Annotated in this window: 14 protein-coding genes; 3 read left to right on the forward strand and 11 right to left on the reverse strand. The window is 71.0% G+C overall.

Features of this window, described 5'->3' with window-relative positions:
- Window positions 1–164: 164 nt before the first annotated feature.
- Both OAW74_RS00870 and OAW74_RS00875 read left to right on the forward strand, forming a co-directional pair.
- The gene (locus OAW74_RS00870; RefSeq protein ID WP_262872439.1) at window positions 165–767 is read left to right on the forward strand and encodes a hypothetical protein; all 603 of its coding nucleotides are present in this window, start codon (window positions 165–167) and stop codon (window positions 765–767) included.
- A 134-nt stretch (window positions 768–901) separates the two neighbouring features.
- Window positions 902–2,341, forward strand: a complete 1,440-nt coding sequence (locus OAW74_RS00875) for a glycosyltransferase family 2 protein (protein WP_262872440.1) — start codon at window positions 902–904, stop codon at window positions 2,339–2,341.
- 78 nt (window positions 2,342–2,419) lie between these two features.
- On the opposite strand, the gene OAW74_RS00880 is transcribed toward OAW74_RS00875, so the two are convergent.
- The 5 genes from OAW74_RS00880 to OAW74_RS00900 form a co-directional block, all read right to left on the reverse strand.
- Window positions 2,420–3,385, reverse strand: a complete 966-nt coding sequence (locus OAW74_RS00880) for a response regulator transcription factor (RefSeq protein ID WP_262872441.1) — start codon at window positions 3,383–3,385, stop codon at window positions 2,420–2,422.
- Window positions 3,386–3,494: 109 nt separating this feature from the next.
- Window positions 3,495–4,532, reverse strand: coding sequence for a glycoside hydrolase family 6 protein (locus OAW74_RS00885; protein WP_262872442.1), 1,038 nt, complete (start codon window positions 4,530–4,532; stop codon window positions 3,495–3,497).
- A 28-nt stretch (window positions 4,533–4,560) separates the two neighbouring features.
- Window positions 4,561–5,109, reverse strand: a complete 549-nt coding sequence (locus OAW74_RS00890; protein ID WP_262872443.1) for a cell wall protein — start codon at window positions 5,107–5,109, stop codon at window positions 4,561–4,563.
- A gap of 46 nt (window positions 5,110–5,155) precedes the next feature.
- On the reverse strand, window positions 5,156–6,952 hold the full coding sequence (locus OAW74_RS00895; protein WP_262872444.1) for a DUF4012 domain-containing protein: 1,797 nt from the start codon (window positions 6,950–6,952) through the stop codon (window positions 5,156–5,158).
- A 4-nt stretch (window positions 6,953–6,956) separates the two neighbouring features.
- Window positions 6,957–8,453 (reverse strand): polysaccharide biosynthesis tyrosine autokinase, encoded by a 1,497-nt coding sequence (locus tag OAW74_RS00900; protein ID WP_262872445.1) that lies wholly within the window; start codon window positions 8,451–8,453, stop codon window positions 6,957–6,959.
- 34 nt (window positions 8,454–8,487) lie between these two features.
- Here OAW74_RS00900 and OAW74_RS00905 point away from each other — a divergent pair, with 34 nt between their 5' ends.
- Window positions 8,488–9,831, forward strand: a complete 1,344-nt coding sequence (locus OAW74_RS00905; protein WP_262872446.1) for a PqqD family peptide modification chaperone — start codon at window positions 8,488–8,490, stop codon at window positions 9,829–9,831.
- Window positions 9,832–9,834: 3 nt separating this feature from the next.
- On the opposite strand, the gene OAW74_RS00910 is transcribed toward OAW74_RS00905, so the two are convergent.
- From OAW74_RS00910 to OAW74_RS00935, 6 genes are all read right to left on the reverse strand, one after another.
- Entirely contained in the window at window positions 9,835–10,908 is a 1,074-nt protein-coding gene (locus OAW74_RS00910) for a hypothetical protein (RefSeq protein ID WP_262872447.1), read from the reverse strand.
- 259 nt (window positions 10,909–11,167) lie between these two features.
- On the reverse strand, window positions 11,168–12,301 hold the full coding sequence (locus OAW74_RS00915; RefSeq protein ID WP_262872448.1) for a hypothetical protein: 1,134 nt from the start codon (window positions 12,299–12,301) through the stop codon (window positions 11,168–11,170).
- Window positions 12,298–13,941, reverse strand: coding sequence for a sensor histidine kinase (locus tag OAW74_RS00920; RefSeq protein ID WP_262872449.1), 1,644 nt, complete (start codon window positions 13,939–13,941; stop codon window positions 12,298–12,300). Before OAW74_RS00920 ends, OAW74_RS00915 begins: the two co-directional genes overlap by 4 nt.
- Window positions 13,942–13,993: 52 nt before the next feature.
- On the reverse strand, window positions 13,994–14,797 hold the full coding sequence (locus OAW74_RS00925; protein WP_262872450.1) for a response regulator transcription factor: 804 nt from the start codon (window positions 14,795–14,797) through the stop codon (window positions 13,994–13,996).
- A gap of 41 nt (window positions 14,798–14,838) precedes the next feature.
- Window positions 14,839–15,750, reverse strand: a complete 912-nt coding sequence (locus tag OAW74_RS00930) for a nucleotidyltransferase family protein (RefSeq protein WP_262872451.1) — start codon at window positions 15,748–15,750, stop codon at window positions 14,839–14,841.
- Window positions 15,751–15,786: 36 nt separating this feature from the next.
- Window positions 15,787–17,184: an HNH endonuclease gene (locus tag OAW74_RS00935; RefSeq protein ID WP_262872452.1), complete on the reverse strand. Its 1,398-nt coding sequence runs from the start codon at window positions 17,182–17,184 to the stop codon at window positions 15,787–15,789.
- Window positions 17,185–17,294 lie beyond the last annotated feature (110 nt).

Raw genomic sequence — 17,294 nt, forward strand, 5'->3', positions numbered from 1 at the left:
TCAGAGAACCGTCGTCGGGGAGACCTGCGTTCAGCCAGTATTCAGGATGAGCACGTTCTCATGCAAATCTTGCGGGTTTCGGTTCTGTAAACACTTCGAATCGTTACGGACCCGTCCAGGCGGGCGCTCCGCATAGACTGACGGACGATCGGCAGGAGAGGCAGATGGCACACCGACGGGTTCGCATGGCAGCATCCGCGGGCGCTGCGGCGCTGGCAGTCCTCGCGCTTTCCGGCTGCGGTCCCGCACCGTGGCAGGGGGAGTCGTCGGCGTCGCCGACGCCCACGACCTCGGTGAGCGTCGCGCCTCCGGTCTCGAACGACCTGTCGTCGGGCAGCACGGAGCGAGAGCTCACGGCCGGGGCCGTGACCGCGACCGTGAACTACTGGTCGGAGCTGTCGATGGACCGTTGGACGGCCAACGCGGTCAAGCCGATCAGCCTGTCGCTGGTGACCGAGATCACCCCCGACGACGGTCAGAAGGTGTATCTGCAGAAGGCGACGATGGTGGCCGTCCCAGGCAACGCCGACGAGACCTTCGCCGCTCTCGACCCGCAGACGGATGCCGCCACCGTGACTCCCGGTTACCTCGTGCTCGACCCCTACAGCTATTCGCAGACCTTCAACGTGGGCGCGGTGCCGGCGGAGGCGACCTTCGTGACGGTGCAGTTCACCTACGACTTCCTGGTGCAGACGGCGCCGAAGTCGAAGGAGTACGCGAAGCAGACCGCGACCGACACCCTGACGATCGCGATCGCCCAGGGCTGACCCGAGCGATCACCGGGTCTTGAGGATTCCTTGAGGATCCGTTGGCGATACATCGGCGCAAACCGGAGGTCGAGCCGCCAGGATTGAGGCAGCGGAACACCCCGCACCCCCCCCCGAACGTCAGGAACTCCACCGTGTCGAACACGCCCTCCGAGCCCGTCGAGCAGACAGCTGCCGACGTCCACGGCTTCGCCGACGACTTCTCGTCGGTGCTGGAGAACACGACGGGGCACCGCTCGACGATCGGCTGCGTCATCCCCGCCTACAACGAGGAGGAGTCGATCGCGGCGGTCATCCAGTCGCTGCTCGACCAGACGCGTGTGCCCGACGTCATCCACGTCGTCGTCAACAACACCTCCGACGCGACCGTGAAGATCGCCAGCGACTTCAGCGGACCGCACGAGATCACCACCGAGCTCGGCGAGCAGTTCACCGAGGTGTTCGTGCACGACATCGGCAAGAACCCCGACAAGAAGGTCGGCGCGCTCAACTACGGCTATGCGCTGGTCGAGGGCTACGACTACCTGCTCGGTGTCGACGGCGACACGATCGCCGACCCTCGGGCCGTCGAATACCTCGAGACCGAAGCGGTCAGCGACTCGCGCATCGGCGGCATCTCGGCGATCTACTCGATCGACGACCGCCCCATCAAGGGCGGCATCGCCAAGTTCCTCATCGCCGGCCAGCGCACCCAGTTCGCGGCCTTCAACCTGCAGAACCTGCTCCGCGGCCGCAACATGGCGGTGCTGGGCGGTCAGTTCTCGATCTTCTCGACGACCGCCCTGCGCGACGTCATGACGGCCAATCACCAGTCGACGCCGTGGGTGAAAGACAGCGAGGTCGAAGACTCGCTGCTGTCGCTGCAGATCAAGAGCGCCGGCTACCTCACCAAGATCAGCCCCTTCGCCCGCGCCGACGTCGGCGGCATGACGACGCTCCGAGGCTACGACGCCCAGCAGGTCAAGTGGACCTACGGCGCCATCGAGCTGATGTGGCCGGGGCAGCGCGGCGACACGAAGGGTCAGCCCTTCCACCCGAACCTGCGCATCCGCTGGTTCGAGAACCTCGGCATGCTCACGAACCTGTTCGTGCGCGTCGCGTTCCTGATCCTGCTCGCCGGGTCCCTCTCGATCAACGCGTTCGTGTTCTCGGCGTGGTGGCTCATTCCGCCGCTCGTCGCGATCCTGCTCAACGTGCGCATCGCCTTCACGCTGCACAGCCGCACGACCCGCGACGTGCTGTTCGCGGCGCTGATCGTGCCGGCCGAGGTGTTCATGTGGATCCGGCTCAGCCACTTCGTGCGCTCGTGGACCCGATTCCTCTCGCGCAAGAAGGTCGACAACTGGGCCATGCAGGCCAAGGCCGAGCGCGGCGGCGGCTCCGGGCACTGGATGCCCTTCATCCTGCTGGGCGTCGTCGGCATCGCCGTCGCGGTGATCTGGTCGATGCTCGGGCCCATGGTGCAGTCCACGATCCTGTGGATCGGCTGGCCGATCGTGGGGATCGTCACGGTGCTGCAGACCGTGATGATGCTGTTCAAGCTGCTGCGCCGCCAGCAGGGCTACAAGGTCTGACGTCGGGGGGAGACGTCGGAGGGGGTCTCGGCCGGTTCTTGGGGGACGGCCGAGGCCCCTGTTTCTGTTGGTGCCGGCCTACGCGCCCGACACGTACTCGCTCGTGAGGCGGTAGCCGACGCCGCGCACCGTCTCGATGTAGCGCGGGTTGACCGGGTTGTCGCCGATCTTGCGGCGGAGGTTGGTCATGTGCGCCTCGATGGCGCGCTTGTCGGCGTCGCCGACGAAGTAGCTCGTCACGTACGACTCGCCGCGGAGCACGAGGGTCAGATCGGCCTTGCTGCGCACGCGGCGCTTCGACTCCATGAGGGTGGCGAGCAGGTCGAACTCGGTGCGGGTGAGCTCGAGCTCTTCGTGCCCGGCGAGCACGACCCGGCTCTCGGGGTCGAGCCGCAGGTCGCGGTGGGTGAGGGTGTGCGGGCCCAGTGCGGGCGTCGCGGATGCCGCCGGCACGAGATCGCCGCCGGGTGCGGGCGATGCGGGCACGACCACGGGCTGCACCGGCGTCGCGATGAACTCGATGGGCGCGGGCTCGGCGGCGGGGGCGGCCGGCTGCTCACCCGGCCGCAGCGTCGGGATGGCGGAGGTGGCCGGCCGTGCGGCGGGGAACGAGGGTCCCACCTGGTCCTGCCTGGGAGCCGACACGGGGGCGGCGGAGCCGCCCAGCCGCGGCCGGCGCAGCAGCGCGTCGATGCGCGCCCGCAGCTCCCGAGGGCGGAACGGCTTGTTGAGGTACTCGTCGGCACCGGCGCCCAGGCCCAGCACGACGTCGGCCTCTTCTTCGAGCCCCGTGAGCATGATGATGTAGGTGTCGCTCTGCGCGCGGATGCGGCGGGCGGCCTCGAATCCGTCGATCCCCGGCATGTTGACGTCGAGCGTCGTGATCAGCGGCTGGTACTGCAGCACGGCGCGCACGCCGTCGATGCCGTTGCCCACCGAGACCGTCGAGAAGCCCATCGCCTCGAGCACTTCGACCAGGAGGTGCCGGATGTCGGGGTCGTCTTCGACGATCACCGCTGTTCTGAGGGCGGTGACGTCGTTCATGCGGGGGTACTCCGAGGCTGGGGGCGGTATATCGGTGCCCATGCTACACAGCCCGTCCAGGGCTGAGGGCCGCTGACGCTCGGCGCCGCGGAAGCGACGGCATCCGTCGTCATCGCACCTCGCGGGTGAGCTCCACGGCGGCCTGCGGCCACCAGACACCGGCGGCGGGGCCGCCGTTGCACTCGCCGTCGCTCTCGCCGGGCGGCTTGATCCACAGGTTGGTGTCGACGACCTCGTCGCCGAAGGTGCCGCCGGGCTCGCCCACGAGGCGGCCTTCGGGGTTGCACCATTCGCCGTTCGTGCCGGCGCCGCTGCGCGACGTGTCGATGATCGCGTGGCCGCCGCCGAGGGCGGAGGCCAGTGCGTGCGCGTAGTCGAACTCGGCGGAGGCGGCGTTGTAGTTCGACACGTTCGTGGAGAAGCCGCGCACGCGGTCGTAGAGGCCGGTGGCGCGGATGATCTCGGCCATCTTCGCCGCCGTGTGCCACGTGGAGTGGCCGCCGTCGAGATAGATCCAGGTATCGGTGCCGGCCAGCGCGTCGATGGCCCCGCCGAGCTGCCGGGAGCGGTCGGCGAGGTTGCCGCATTCGTCGGAGAGGGCGAGGCTGTCGGGCTCGAGGATCACGATCTGGCGCACGTCGCGGGCGACCTGCAGGGCCTGGCCGATCTCGGCGGTCCACGTGGCGTAGTCGGCCTCGTCGAGTCCGCCGGCGGAGTGGTTGCCGCAGTCGCGCCCCGGCAGGCCGTAGACGACGATGGCGAGGGTCGCGTCCTGCTCGCGCGCCTGTGAGGCCAGGTGCGCCACCCGCGCGCCGACCTCGCCGATCGGCTCCTTCTCTGGAGTGAGCCAGAACGCGGTGGGCTGGGCGGCGAGGTAGGCGGCGGCCGCGCGTTCGTCGGCGGTCGCGGAGGCGTCTTCGGATGCCGTGGCCGCCGGTGCCTCGGCGGGCACGACGATGCGCGTGCCGACGGCCGGCGGCTGCGCGCCGAGGCTGCGCAGGGCGCTCGAGACGCCGATCGAGGCGGCGACGACGGCGCCGACGACCACGAGCGCTGCGACGACGATCATCGCGATGACGAGGGCCCTCGGCATCCGTCGTCGGCGCGTGCGTGCAGGCGACGAGGGGGAGGCGGGGGCGGAGGGCACACCCGGACTCTACCGGCCAGGAGTGCGGTCAGTCGCGCTCGCGGCGGCGCCGCGCGACGGTGACGGCGACGATCACGGCACCGGCCAGCAGCAGCACTCCGCCGCCGACCCACAGTCCGATCAGGCGGGCGCTGTCGGCGCCGGTGACCGGCAGCGATCCGTCGGCCGCCGTCACGGTGGTGCTCGCGGCACCGCCCGCGGAGGTCGGCGAGATGGCCGCGAAGTTGTAGACGCCGCTGGCATCGGCGGGCAGCGTGATCGTCACGCCCTCGAGCGCACCGGTCGCGGTGGAGGTGCGGGTGGTGCTGCCGGTCGAGACGGCGAACTTGACGAAGCCGAACTCGACTCCCGCACCGTTCTCTCCGGTCACGGTGATCGTGACGGTCTCTGCCGCGCCGAAGGTGCCGTCGCCGCACTCGAAGGTCACGGTGGAGCCCGCCGTCATCGTGGAGGGTGAGACCGAGCAGGCGTCGGAGGGCGGATAGAGGGTCGATGCGCTCGCCGCGGTGGGGGCGGCGAACGCCGCGATGCCGACGACGGCCATGGCCAGTGGTGCGTGCCAGAACCGGCGCTTCATGCAGATCCCCTCCCCCGACGGCCCGAAGGCGCGCCTGCAGAGAATTCTACGGCGTGTTGCAGGTGGCGGCGTACGAGGTGGGCAGATCGGCGTCGATGGTCGGAGTGAGCTCGGCGATCACCGTCGGGGCGGCCGGCTCGGGAGAGCGCACCGTGACCTCGGCGGTGGTGGACTCGCCGGGCTTCAGGTCGACCTCGAACGAGAGCACCTGCCGGTCGTCGTGGAAGCCGCCGCCGAAGCCGTCGTCGTTGCTCAGCGTCGCCGACATGAGGTCGTACCCCGTCGGCAGATAGACGTAGGCGACGGTGCGAGCGGTGCCAGGGGGAACGCCGAAGCCGCCGCCGCCGGTGACGTAGTCGGGGAGCGAGGTCGCGGCATCGTCGGGGGCCGTGTTGGTCAGTGTCAGCGTGAGGGTCGTCATGCCCGTGGCCCTGCCGCGTGCGTCGACGGCGCACGACTCCCACTGCAGCGACGTCTCGGGGGTGACGTAGTAGTCCATCTTCGAGCCGGTGCCGTCGTTGAGGTACACGCCGATGCGGGCGGTCTGCTTCGTGGTCGTGGGCAGCCCGCCGGCGAGCGTCGTGCCCTCGAGCACGGACTGGTCGCGGTCGACGGCGCTCCAGATGAGCAGTCGGCGTTCGTCGCCGGCGCGACCGAGCGCCGAGACCAGGGTCGCGGGGTCGGCGTCTCCGCCGGCGAGGGCGTCGAAGACCGACGCGGCGGCCAGCGCGAAGAAGGCGTCTTGGTCGGAGGGGTTCTCGTAGCGCTTGTAGACGTCGTTGAGCAGCAGCTGCACAGCGTTGTCGGAGGTGAGGGTGTCGCCGGTGGGCAGGGTCACCGGGCCGGTCGCCTCGAGCAGATACGACAGCGCGACCGGGTCCATCGCGAGCACGCCGTCGACCTCGTCGCCGGTCTCGCGCAGCCACATCTCGCGGGCCAGCTCGCCCGACAGGGTGAAGTCGGGCACCTGCGTGACGTTCTGGATCCACTGGGCCGGCCGCGTGCCGTAGATGCGCTCGACGTCTGCGGGCAGCTCGATGACGGCATCCGAGAACTTGTCGAAGTCGCTCGACGAGCCCTGCGCCGCCATCGTCATTTTGCCCTCGTCGGTGTGCACGACGCTCATGGCACCGACGATGCCGCCCAGCGACCGCCACTCCGCGTTGTTCTGGAAGACGATCAGGTAGTCCCGAGGTCCGTCGGCGCCGAGCATCGCGGGCAGCAGCTCGGTGGCGCGCGCCAGGGCGTCGGTCGCCGTCGCCGAGGTCTGCAGCAGCTGCGAGACCTGGTCGACGGCGTCGCGCACGGGGCCGAGCAGCACCGATCCGTCGAGGCGGGCGACGGATGCCGCGGCCGCGGCGACGCCGTCGGCACCGGTGCGGGCGGGCTCGGCGATCGAGCTGAACACCGTCGTGTCGATGCGCCCGTCGGTGGGGCGGAAGGCGTCGAGCGAGAACTCGGCGGCGACCTCTGCGAGCGGCGTGAGCGCGGTGCCGGCGACGTCGTCGGCGGCGGCGGCCACCGTCGACACCGCCGTGAGCTGGGCACCCAGCCACGGGGTCTGCTCGAGCAGCCTCCAGACCGGGTCGGAGGTGAGCGAGCGTGCGGCCGACGTGTCGGCCGACAGCTCGGAGATGAGCGCGGAGGCCTGCGTGGGGTCGCTGAGGTTGTCGACGGCCTCGGTGACGGTCGATTCGGCGGCCCGCAGGTGGGAGTAGGCGGCGGCGCCGCGGGCGCCGACCCAGGCGAGGGCGGCGAGGCTCAGCAGCACGACGACGCCGAGCGCGCTCGCGAAGACGATCCCTGCGATGCGTGCGGGCCGCGGCAGGACGGGTTCGCTCACCCGACTACCCTACGGGCGTCTTGCTGGGCGACCGCCGCGGTCCCTCGGCCGAGGCGGCTGCGGCCGCCTCCTCCTGCTGCATGCGCTTGCGCCACTGGCGTCTGGTCATCGGCTGCCACTCGGAGGTGTAGTAGCCGCGGTACTGGTAGCCGTAATAGGCGGCTCCCGCGCCGCGCCGAGGCACCTTGTTGAGCACGACGCCCAGCACGCGGCCGCCGACGCGGTCGATGTTGCCCAGCGCCTTCTGCATGATCTCGTAGGTCGTGCGACCGGCCGAGACCACCAGCAGCATGCCGTCGGCCGCGGTCGAGAGCACGGCCGCGTCGGTCACGGGGATCGTGGGGGGCGAGTCGACGATGACGGTCGCCTCGCGGGCGAGGCCGGCCAGCAGCTCGCGCATGCGCTGCGAGCCGAGCACCTCGCTCGGGTTCGGGGGGAGCCGGCCCGCCGGCAGCACGCGCAGGTTGCCCGTCGCGTCGGGCGAGTGCGCGACATCGACGACCTTCGCCCGGCCGGCGAGCACGTCGGTGAGGCCCGCGCCCTCGGGCAGATCGAAGAGGTTCGCGATGACGGGGCGGCGGAGATCGGCGTCGACGAGCACGACCTTCTGGCCGGCCGCGGCGAGGCTGAGGGCGATGTTGGCCGAGGTGGTCGACTTGCCGTCGCCGGGGAGAGGGCTGGAGACCACGATGATGCGCGGCGGACGGTCGACGTCCATGAACTGCAGGTTGGTGCGCAGCTCCCGCATCGCCTCGGTCATCGCGGTGGAGTTCTGGGTGCGCCCAGCGCCCTCGAAGGCGAGCACGCCGCGCTGGGCGACGAGATCCTTCTCGAGCGGCAGGGTGCCCACCACGGCGGCGCCGGTCTCGCGCTCGATGTCGCGCGGATTGCGCACGCGGCGGTCGAGCACATGGCGGATCACCGCGTAGCCCACGCCGAGCGCCAGACCGATGAGGGCGCCGAGGGCGACATCGAGTCGCGTATTCGGCGACGACGGGCTCGAGGGCAGACGGGCGGAGTCGCCGGGGATGAGCGTGATGGCGGCAGAGCCCGGCGAGCCGTCGCCCTCGATGTCGTCGATCTGGGCGAGCATGCCGCGGGTCCACGATTCGGCGAGGTCGCGGGCCTCTTCGGGCGACCCCGCCGAGGCGTCGACCTGGATGATCACGGTGTCGAGCGGATTCGACACGTCGACGCGGGTGACCAGCGCCTCGGGAGTGGTGTCCAGGCCGAGGTCGTCGATGGCGTATTCGGCGACCGAGCGCCACGAGCCGATGTCGACATAGGAGGTGACCTTGGCGCGGGCGAGCTGGTCTGCCACGAGCGACGAGCCGGTGTCGGCGCCGGTGGTCGTGCTGGCGACGTAGCCCGACGAGGTCGCCGTGTACACCCGCGGCTGCAGCGCGCTCCAGCCGTAGGCGATCGCCGCGCCCAGCACCGTGAGCAGAACGATGCCCAGCCAGTGCGCGCGCAGGATGCGCAGGTAATCCCGCAGTTCCACCGTGCCTCCCCAAGTACTCCGTACACTACCTGCTGTGCCTTGGACTCAGCGGATCTCGGCGCTGGGCGCCGTCGTGCGGCTTGAGGGTTCCTTGAGCTTGTCCGAGCGCGAGGCGATCGGCGACGCGTGGGCCGATGCCGCGGCCGCAGACGACGGCGACGACGCGGTGCTGGAGGTTGCGGCATCCGACGATCTGGCCGGCACGCTCGACGCGCTGTCGCAGCGGGTGACGCTGGCCGCGATCGGGGCACGCCGCGGCGGACCGTGGATGCTGCATGCCGCCGGCCTCGCCCTGCCCGACGGCCGCGTGGTCGCCCTCGTCGGCCCCTCCGGCCGCGGCAAGACGACGGCCGCGCGCGTGCTGGGCCGTGCGTACGGCTACGTCTCCGACGAGACGGTGGCGATCGAGCCGGACGGCGTCGTGCGGCCGTATCGCAAGCCGCTGTCGATCATCGAGAGCCAGGGGGCGCCGAAGGCGCAGCGGTCGCCGTCGTCGCTGGGGCTGCTGCCGCTGCCGGAGGTCGAGCTGCGGCTGGCCGCCGTCGTGCTGCTGGATCGGCGCGACGACGGGCCCGAGGAGCCGCAGATCGAACCGGTGGACTTCGGCGATGCCCTCGAAGAGCTGGTGGAGCAGTCGAGCTATCTGCCCGACCTGCCCGCGCCGCTGCAGACGATGGCGGCGCTCGCCGCGGCCGTCGGGGGTGTGCAGCGGGTCACGTACCGCGAGGCCGAGTCGCTCGTCGGGGTGCTCGAGCGGGTCGCCGTTCCGGGCTCGACGTCTGTCGCGCGCCCCCTCGACGAGAACCCGCTCGCCGCGGCCACAGCATCCGCGGGCTCCGCCTACTTCCGCACCCCGACCCGCGACGCGCTCGCCCTCGACGACCCCGACCGGCTCGCGCTGCTGCACGTCGATGAGGACGGCGACGGCACCGTGCGGATGCTGGCGGGCATCGCCCCCGCCCTGTGGCGGGCGGCGGGCGGGGCGTCGACGGCTGAACTGGTGGCCGCGGCCGTGGCCGCTCACGGCGCACCCGACGATGCCGACGCCGAGGCGCTCGTGATCGCGACGGTCGACGAACTCGTCGGCGAGGGTGTGCTCGAGTTGCGCGAGCCGCGCTGGCGCATCGGCGACGAGGTCGCCTGGACGGACGACGGATACCGCATCGTCGTGCTCGGCCTCGACGATCCCGAACTTCAGCCGTGCGTGCTCGAGGGTTCGGCCGCGCTCATCTGGCGCGCGCTCGCCGCCGGCGGCACCCTCGACGAGCTCACGGGTGCGGCGGCCGATGCCGTCGGGGTCGACCCGGGCGCGGTCGCCGCCGACGTCGCGGCCTTCATCTCACAGCTTGCGACCGAGGGCCTCGCCGGGTCGGCGTGAACCTCAGTTGAAGGTCTTGGTCGCCGTGATCGACTTGCCGTCGGCGGGGTAGGGCTCGATCGGCGTCGCCGTGTAGGTGGCGATGATCTGCTTGCCGCTGGCTGCCGAGGTGAGGTTCACGCGGAAGTGGACGACGTCGGTGTCGGTCACGCGATCGGCGACCTGCGCCACGCCGTTCGCGTTCGTCGCCTGCAGCGGCCGCGGCGTCGTGCGGTCGGCCTTGACGAACGCGAACCGGAAGATGATGTTCGAGCCCTCGACGCGCCGATCGACGTACTTCCAGTTGTTGTTCGACGAGATGGTGGGCGCGGCATCGGCCACGTACGCGGCCGGGAACGAGGCCTCGGCGATGAAGGTGACGGGCATCTGGGTGACCGGCCAGAGCTGGCTGTAGTTGACGCCCACCTGCATCTGCATGTTGAGGTAGGTGCTCTGACGGTTCGATCCGCCCGTGGTGCCTTCGTTGAAGTACCAGAACGAGATGCCCGAGGCCGTCGCCTGCGTGACGGCGCGCTGACTGATCGTGGTCGGTGTCGCGTCGGCGGCGTTCGCCACGTTCGTGACCTCGACGATCGGCTGGCTCACCATCGACGAGCCGACGACGAGCTGATAGCTCAGCGTGTTCGTGGTCGCGCCGACGGCGACGGTCGGGGCGTAGAGGAACGAGTAGGTGACCGTCGAGGCGCCGACCGACTTCGACACGAACGACCACCCGGTACCCGACAGCGACGTCGGGTTGGGCGGCGTGGAGCCGATCTGCGACGTCTGGTAGACGGCGTTGAGGGTGATGCCCCCCAGAGACGCCTGGGCGGCGGCCGACACGCGCACCGATGCGGTGGAGGTCACGCCGGCGGGGTACTGGTTGCTGCCGTACAGCCACGAGACCGTGCTCGAGGCGAACTCCCACGGGATGCTGGGCGCCGTGGGCGCTTGGGACGCGGCGGCGGCGGGGGCGGCGGTCGCGAGCACCAGCACGGGTGCTGCCCACACGCCCGCCTGGATGAGCTGGCGTCGGCTGAGGGCCGGCTTCGTGCCCTCAGACAACGGCTCCAGGCGCGCTGAGCGTGCCTTCTGCATCGACGTCCCCAATATTCCCCAAGGCAGGGCGAGCCGAGCCCCCCAGCTCGCCCCTGACGTTGCGGCTCCCCAGCTCGCTTCCGGTCAGGCGCCGATCGACCAGAGGACTTCGGGTGTCGCTCTCCCAGAGGGTTCGGGTCCCTCGGCGGGTAGGTCTGTCATCGCCTAGTGCGAGGCTACGAGCGGGTTTTCGATGCTTGCGGGGATTGCGGTTAACTTGCGGCGCAATCGCACGAGAATTGCGTGACGTGTCGCGGCGTCAGGCCTCGACGAGGGCGCGCTCCCAGCGGTCTCCGCCGGCGATCTCGGCGCGGTCGCCGGCCGTGCGCGCGGCGGCGAGCAGGGTGTCGAGGGTGTAGCCGTGGGCGTCGACGCCGGCCCAGCCGATGCTCGCCGACAGCCGCACGGCGATCGGCTGGTCTTCGGTGGGCGTGGCGACGCGCTCGAGCAGCTGCGACAGCAGCTGCCGCACGGCGCCTTCGGGGCGCGGCAGCAGCACGACGAAGGCGGCCGTTCCCCGGGCTTCGATGTCGGCGTCGGGCGGCATGATCGCGCGCACGTCGGCGGCGAAGCTCTCGGTGACCCGCAGGAAGGCGGCCGTGCTGGAAGCCTCGCGCAGGTCGGCGGGGTCGTCGAGGCGGATGTCGAGCACCGACCACCAGCGGTCGTGGGCCTCGCCGGCGCGGCGCAGCCGGTCTTCGGCGACGGAGCGGAAGCGGGATGCAGCCGCCACCGGCGCCTGATCGCCCGGCTCTGCGCGGGTGAGCAGCAGCAGCGAGATCAGCGCCGCCATGAGGTACACGAGCGACCCCATGACGTTGAGTTCGCGCACCATCTCGAGGGCGTCGCCGTCTGCGGCCACCGTGCCGCTGTTCGACAGCTGGATGATGCCGTCGAGAACGCTGATGACGCCGAAGATCATGAACGCGGCCGACGAGAGCGCCAGCGGCAGGGCCTCGTCGCGCAGGTGGGGTCCGAGGCGCACGAGCTCGGCGATCGCGAGCGCGGCGAAGACGGCGGCCGACATGAAGATCACCCGGAACACGGCCGAGAACAGCTCCGTGTCGGCCGTCAGCCCCAGCGCCGTCGACACCACGACCGTGAACGCGACGGCGATCTGCCAGAGCGGGGGCGCATCGCGCCGCGCCCGAAGGCCCGACCACACGAAGGCCACGGCGCCCAGTTCGATCCCCGAGGCGATCGCGCGCAGGGTGACGTTGCCGGCAGCATCCGCCGCCACCCACACGTACGACGAGACCATCGCGACCGCGAACGCGATCGCCCACATCGCCGCGGCCCGCGACGGACGAGGGAGGAACCCGAGACCGATGTAGACCGCCGTCGCGAAGGTGGTGAGCATGACGAGCATGACGCCGAGACCGGTGTTGATCATGCGGTGGGGGTCCCTTCGGAGCGGGCGGGCAGCAGCACCGTCGCGGTGGTGCCCTGCCCGAGCGTGCTGTCGATCTCGAGGCGGCCGCCGTGCTGCTCGACGATCTCGCGGGCGATCGCCATGCCCAGGCCCGTGCCCGAGATCCCGCTGTCGCGGGCGGTCTTGGCGCGGAAGTAGCGGTCGAACACGTGCGGCAGGTCGTCGCGTGAGATGCCGATGCCGCTGTCGTCGATGAGGATGCGCACCTTGTCGCCGACGTGCTGCGCGTCGACCGAGACGTGTCCGCCGCGCGGGGTGTACTTCACGGCGTTGCCGACGAGGTTGTCGACAACCTGGCGCAGCCGGAAGGCGTCGCCGCCCACGAGGAGGTCGCGGCCGAGGTCCGCCTCGAGCGTCACCTGGGCGGCCTCCGCGGCGGGCAGGAAGGCATCGACCGACGCCGTGATCACGCGTCGGAAGTCGACGGCCTCGTCGACCGGGGCCACCTGCTTGTCGGTCTCGAGCGCCGAGGCGATGAGCTGCTGCATCCGCTGCCCCGCGTTCTCGACGACGGTGAGCTTGTCGACGACGTCGGCCGGCAGATCGTCGCGGTCGAGCAGCAGGTCGACGTGGCCGACGATGGCCGTGAGCGGGTTGCGCAGCTCGTGCGAGACGATGCTGGTCATCGTCTTGCGGTCGCGCTCGGCGTCGAGGGCGGCGGTGACGTCGCGCACGGTGAGCAGCGTCGTCTCACCCTCGCCGAGTCCGGCGGCGACGGCCCTGGTGGCGACGTCGAGTGCGTGCCAGTGGCCGTCGGTGTCGAAAAGCCACACCCGCGTCTCGAACACCTCGCCGCGCACGGCGCGGGCCATCGTGGTCTCGCCCGCAGGCAGGGCGGAGCCTCGGTAGGCGCCGTACTCTACGGCGCCGGTCGGATGCGGCTGCGCGACGTCGTCGATCGAGTAGAGCCGTCGATAGGCGTCGTTGGCGCCACGGATGCTGCCTCGGCGGTCGACGCGGGCAAGACCCGTGTCGAGCGAGTTGAACAGGATCATCGAGCGCTGGTCTTGCAGCTCGACGCGGCGGAAGGCGCGGCTGAGCTGGGTGAACTGGCGGCGCAGCAGTCCGCTGAAGGCGCGCGTGCGGCGGGCGCCGATGTGGATCGTGACGCCCAGGAAGCCGAGGCACAGCAGCACCACGATCATGCGCAGCATGTAGATCGGGGTGAGGCCGGCCGCGAGGGTGTCGACCACGAGCACCGCCGCGACGACCGAGAGGCCGCCGATCAGCCACGGCAGGGAGTAGTAGGTCGCGATCCAGGCGATGGGAAAGACCCACAGGCTCGACATGCGGCCCTCGGTGCCGCTGGCGAGCATGCCGATCGCGACGATGTCGAGCAGCGGCACGAACACCACGGTGCGCTTGCTCGCCCGGTGCCACGGGGTGGCCAGCACGGCGCACGTGATCGCGACGATCGCGACGGCCCCGGCGATGAACTGGGGCAGCTGCAGCACCGACGGCACCAGCAGCGCCACCGACACGACGAGTGCGACGACGCTGACGGCGAGGATCAGCTGCCACTGCCAGATCGAGCGGCTGCGTCCGTCGCCCCAGCGGCGGGTGTCGGCGGGTGTCGCCTGCGTACCCGTGCCGACCCCCATCCGGTCAGTCTATCCAGGCCGCGGCGGCTGACTCGCGGCTGCTGAGAGGCGGTCAGCCGGCTGCGGTGGCGGCGGGGGAGGCGACGGTGCGGTAGCCGACGCCGCGCACGGTCTCGATGAAGCGCGGCTGCGCCGCCGTCTCGCCGAGCTTGCGGCGCAGGTTCGTCATGTGGGCCTCGATCGCGCGCTCGTCGGCGTCGCTGACCCTGGCCGGGTCGAGGTAGGTCTCGTCGTGCAGAGTGAGCACGAGGTCGGCCTTGCTGCGCACACGGCGCCCCGACTCGAGGATCGTGGCGAGCAGCTCGAACTCGGTGCGGGTGAGCACGACGTCGCGCTGGTCGACGACCACGGCTCGCGTGGCGCGGTCGAGGGTGAGGCCGTTGTGGGCGAGCACATCGGGATCGGATGCCGCCTCGACGGCCGCCGCGGGCGCCGTGGCGATGATGGGGATCGAGCCGCTGGGCGTGGCGCGCGGGAAGCGGGGGCGGCGCAGCATGGCCACGAGGCGTGCCCGCAGCTCGCGTGCGCGGAAGGGCTTGACGACGACATCGTCGGCGCCGACGCCGAAGCCCAGCACGGCGTCGGCCTCGTCGGTGAGGGCGGTGATGATGACGATGTAGGTGTCGCTGAGTTCGCGGATGCGGCGGGTCGCCTCATAGCCGTCGATGCCGGGCATGTTGACGTCGATCGTGGTGAGCACCGGGTCGTGCTCTTCGACGGCGGCTACGCCGTCGAGCCCGTTGTCGACATCGACCACCGTGAAGCCGGCGCTCGTGAGGATGTCGACGAGCAGGTGGCGCACGTCGGGATCGTCGTCGATGACGACCGCCGTGCGGGCGGGTGCGGGTTCGGCCATGATGTCCCTCAGGAAAGGAGGGCCAGCCCCAAGCCGGGCCCTCAGTGAGACCGATTGTGCCAGATCGCGCGGGCCGTTCTGGGGAGCGATTTCACGCCCCGACCCCAGCGCAAGATTCGCGCAAGAAGCTTGTGGGCGGGGCGGTCCTGCACTTCGGGTCTCGACAGCAGCAGATCGCGGTCGGAGGGCCAGAACGCGGTCCACAGAATGCGGGGGCGTTCGCGCCACGGCGAGCGGCGCAGAGCGACGGTCCACATGTAGGCGCCGGCCCATCCGGAGTCGACGCGTTCGCGCCATTCGTGCAGGTCGGTCGAGGCGAGTTCGGCCTCGGTCGGCTCGACGTGCACGCCGAGGCGAGGCAGCACCGATTCGAGCGTCGCGACGCAGCCGGTGACACGGGCCAGCGCGCCGATCTCGGCGATCTCCTCGGCGCTCAGCGGGAGTCGGACGAGGTGCTCGAGCTCGTCGACGTGGCGGCGCTGCACGCGGGTGCCGCGCAGCGAGTGCAGGGCGAGGATCAGGATGCTGGCGGCCCTGCCAGGGATGTCGCACGTGCGATGCGCGAAGTCGAGCCGCTCGCGCGCGACCCAGAGCGCGTCGAACACGTCGGCCGGGTCGGCGAGGAACCCGGGGAAGAAGCTGTGCACGTCGAGGTCGCACGGCCACCCGTCGCGCAGGAAGGTGCGCGAGTGCAGCGTCGTGAGGCGACTGATCAAGATGTCGGGGCGCTTGCGCCAGCCTTCCGCAAGAATCGCGTCGCACAGCTCGTCGAATCGGCCGGGTTCGATGAGGGCGTCGACGTCGGCCGAGGTGCGCGGGTCGCGCAGGCCGTGGTGGCTGAGCGAGGCGCCTTTGATCAGCAGCATCCGGATTCCGCGCTCATCGGCGAGGTGCTGCACCCACGCCGACGCGAGCGCGTCGGCCTCGGCGAGCTGCAGGATGCTGTCGGGCACGGCTCCACGGTAGTGGCGGTGTGGGCGGGTGCACTCTCACGTCACCCAGTCGAACCGTCTTCGCCCGCCCAGTTGCGGCGTGCGGTCGGGGTCGACCCACGGCGGGGGGATGAACCAGACCCAGGCCGAGACCCCGACCCCCTCGATGCGGATCTCCCACCCGTTGTCGTGCACGTCGTGGTGGCAGCCGTCGCAGAGCAGCACCCCGTTGCCGAGGTCGGTGCGCCCGCCGTCTCGCCGCCACCAGTGGATGTGGTGCACCTTGGTGTGGCTGATCGGAGCGCCGCACCGCGCGCATCCGCCGTCTCTCTCGGCCAGCGCCAGCTTCTGCGCGCGGGTGAACAGGCGCTTGGCGCGGCCCCAGTCGAGGATCTCGCTCTCGCCGCCGAGTACGCACGGGATGATCTGCGCGTCGGCGGCCATGCGTCGGGCCGTGGCGATCGAGACGGGGGCTGCCAGGCCGTCGATCGTGGCGTGGCCGGTGCCGGCCTCGAGGTCTTCGAGGTTCATGCGCACCACGACGGTGGCGCCGCCGATGGGCAGGTCTCTGTGCTCGCACCCGAGCACGTGCTCGCACATGATCGCGAGGGCGTCGGCCTGCATCTGCGGGATCGTGCGGCGGTCGGCGGCTGCTCCCGCGGTCTCGCCGGGTGCGGATGCCGGTGAGCCGAGCCCGAAGGCCGCACCGGTGTTCGCCTCACGGTCGCGGGCCGCGCGCAGCTCCGCCGCGACGAAAGCCTCGAGGGCGACCTTGATGGGCGCACCGCGCTCGGGGTCGAACTTGGCCTTGAGGATGAGGGCGCCGAAGCGGTCTTCGTGCATGTGGAGGTAGCGGTCGGCGCGCAGCTCGTCTTCGCTCGGCGCCACCCCGTCGGGGTCGAGCCACGCCTCTGCGCGCTGGAGGATGCGCTGGAGGTCTTCGAGCGAGGGCCCCGGAGCCTTCTCGACCAGCAGGCGCTCGGCCTCCGCGACGGCGTCGGCCCCTGCCCGCAGCGCCACCCGGTCGAGCATCGTGATGATCGCCGATGCGGCGGGCGAGCCGATCGCCCCGGCATCGAGCGCCGCCGCGACGTGCGGGTGCCGTGCCGGTGCGTCGACCCCGGAGAGCTGGCGGCGCGGCGCCGTGGCCTCGCCCACCTGCACGATGCGGGTGGCTTCGCCGAGGGTCGTGCCGGTGGTGGCTGCGATGAGCTTCTTGGCATTGCGGAACCCCTGCTTGCGCGCCAGGCTGTCGGCCCCCAGCTCGGGGCGGGACTGGCGGGCGAGCTCTGCGGCCAGCGGTGCGTGGGCGGCGTCGAGGTGACGGCGCAGGCGCCCGACGATGTCGTTCAGCCGCATCAGCGTCGCCGAGGCGATGCCCTCGACGGGGGCCGACCCCATCAGCTCGCGCGCTTCGCACGCGAGCTCTGAGATGCGAGTGAAACTATCGTTCATAGTTTCTAATCTACGACACGCCTCCGAGGTTCGCAGTAGCAGATGCGAACATGTGGATAACTCGCCGAATCCCTGGCCCTCGCCGATATTTCCCGGCTCTCAGCCCGCCC

The sequence above is a fragment of the Microbacterium fluvii genome, from assembly GCF_025515205.1.
In the GTDB taxonomy this organism is placed as follows: Bacteria; Actinomycetota; Actinomycetes; order Actinomycetales; family Microbacteriaceae; genus Microbacterium; species Microbacterium fluvii.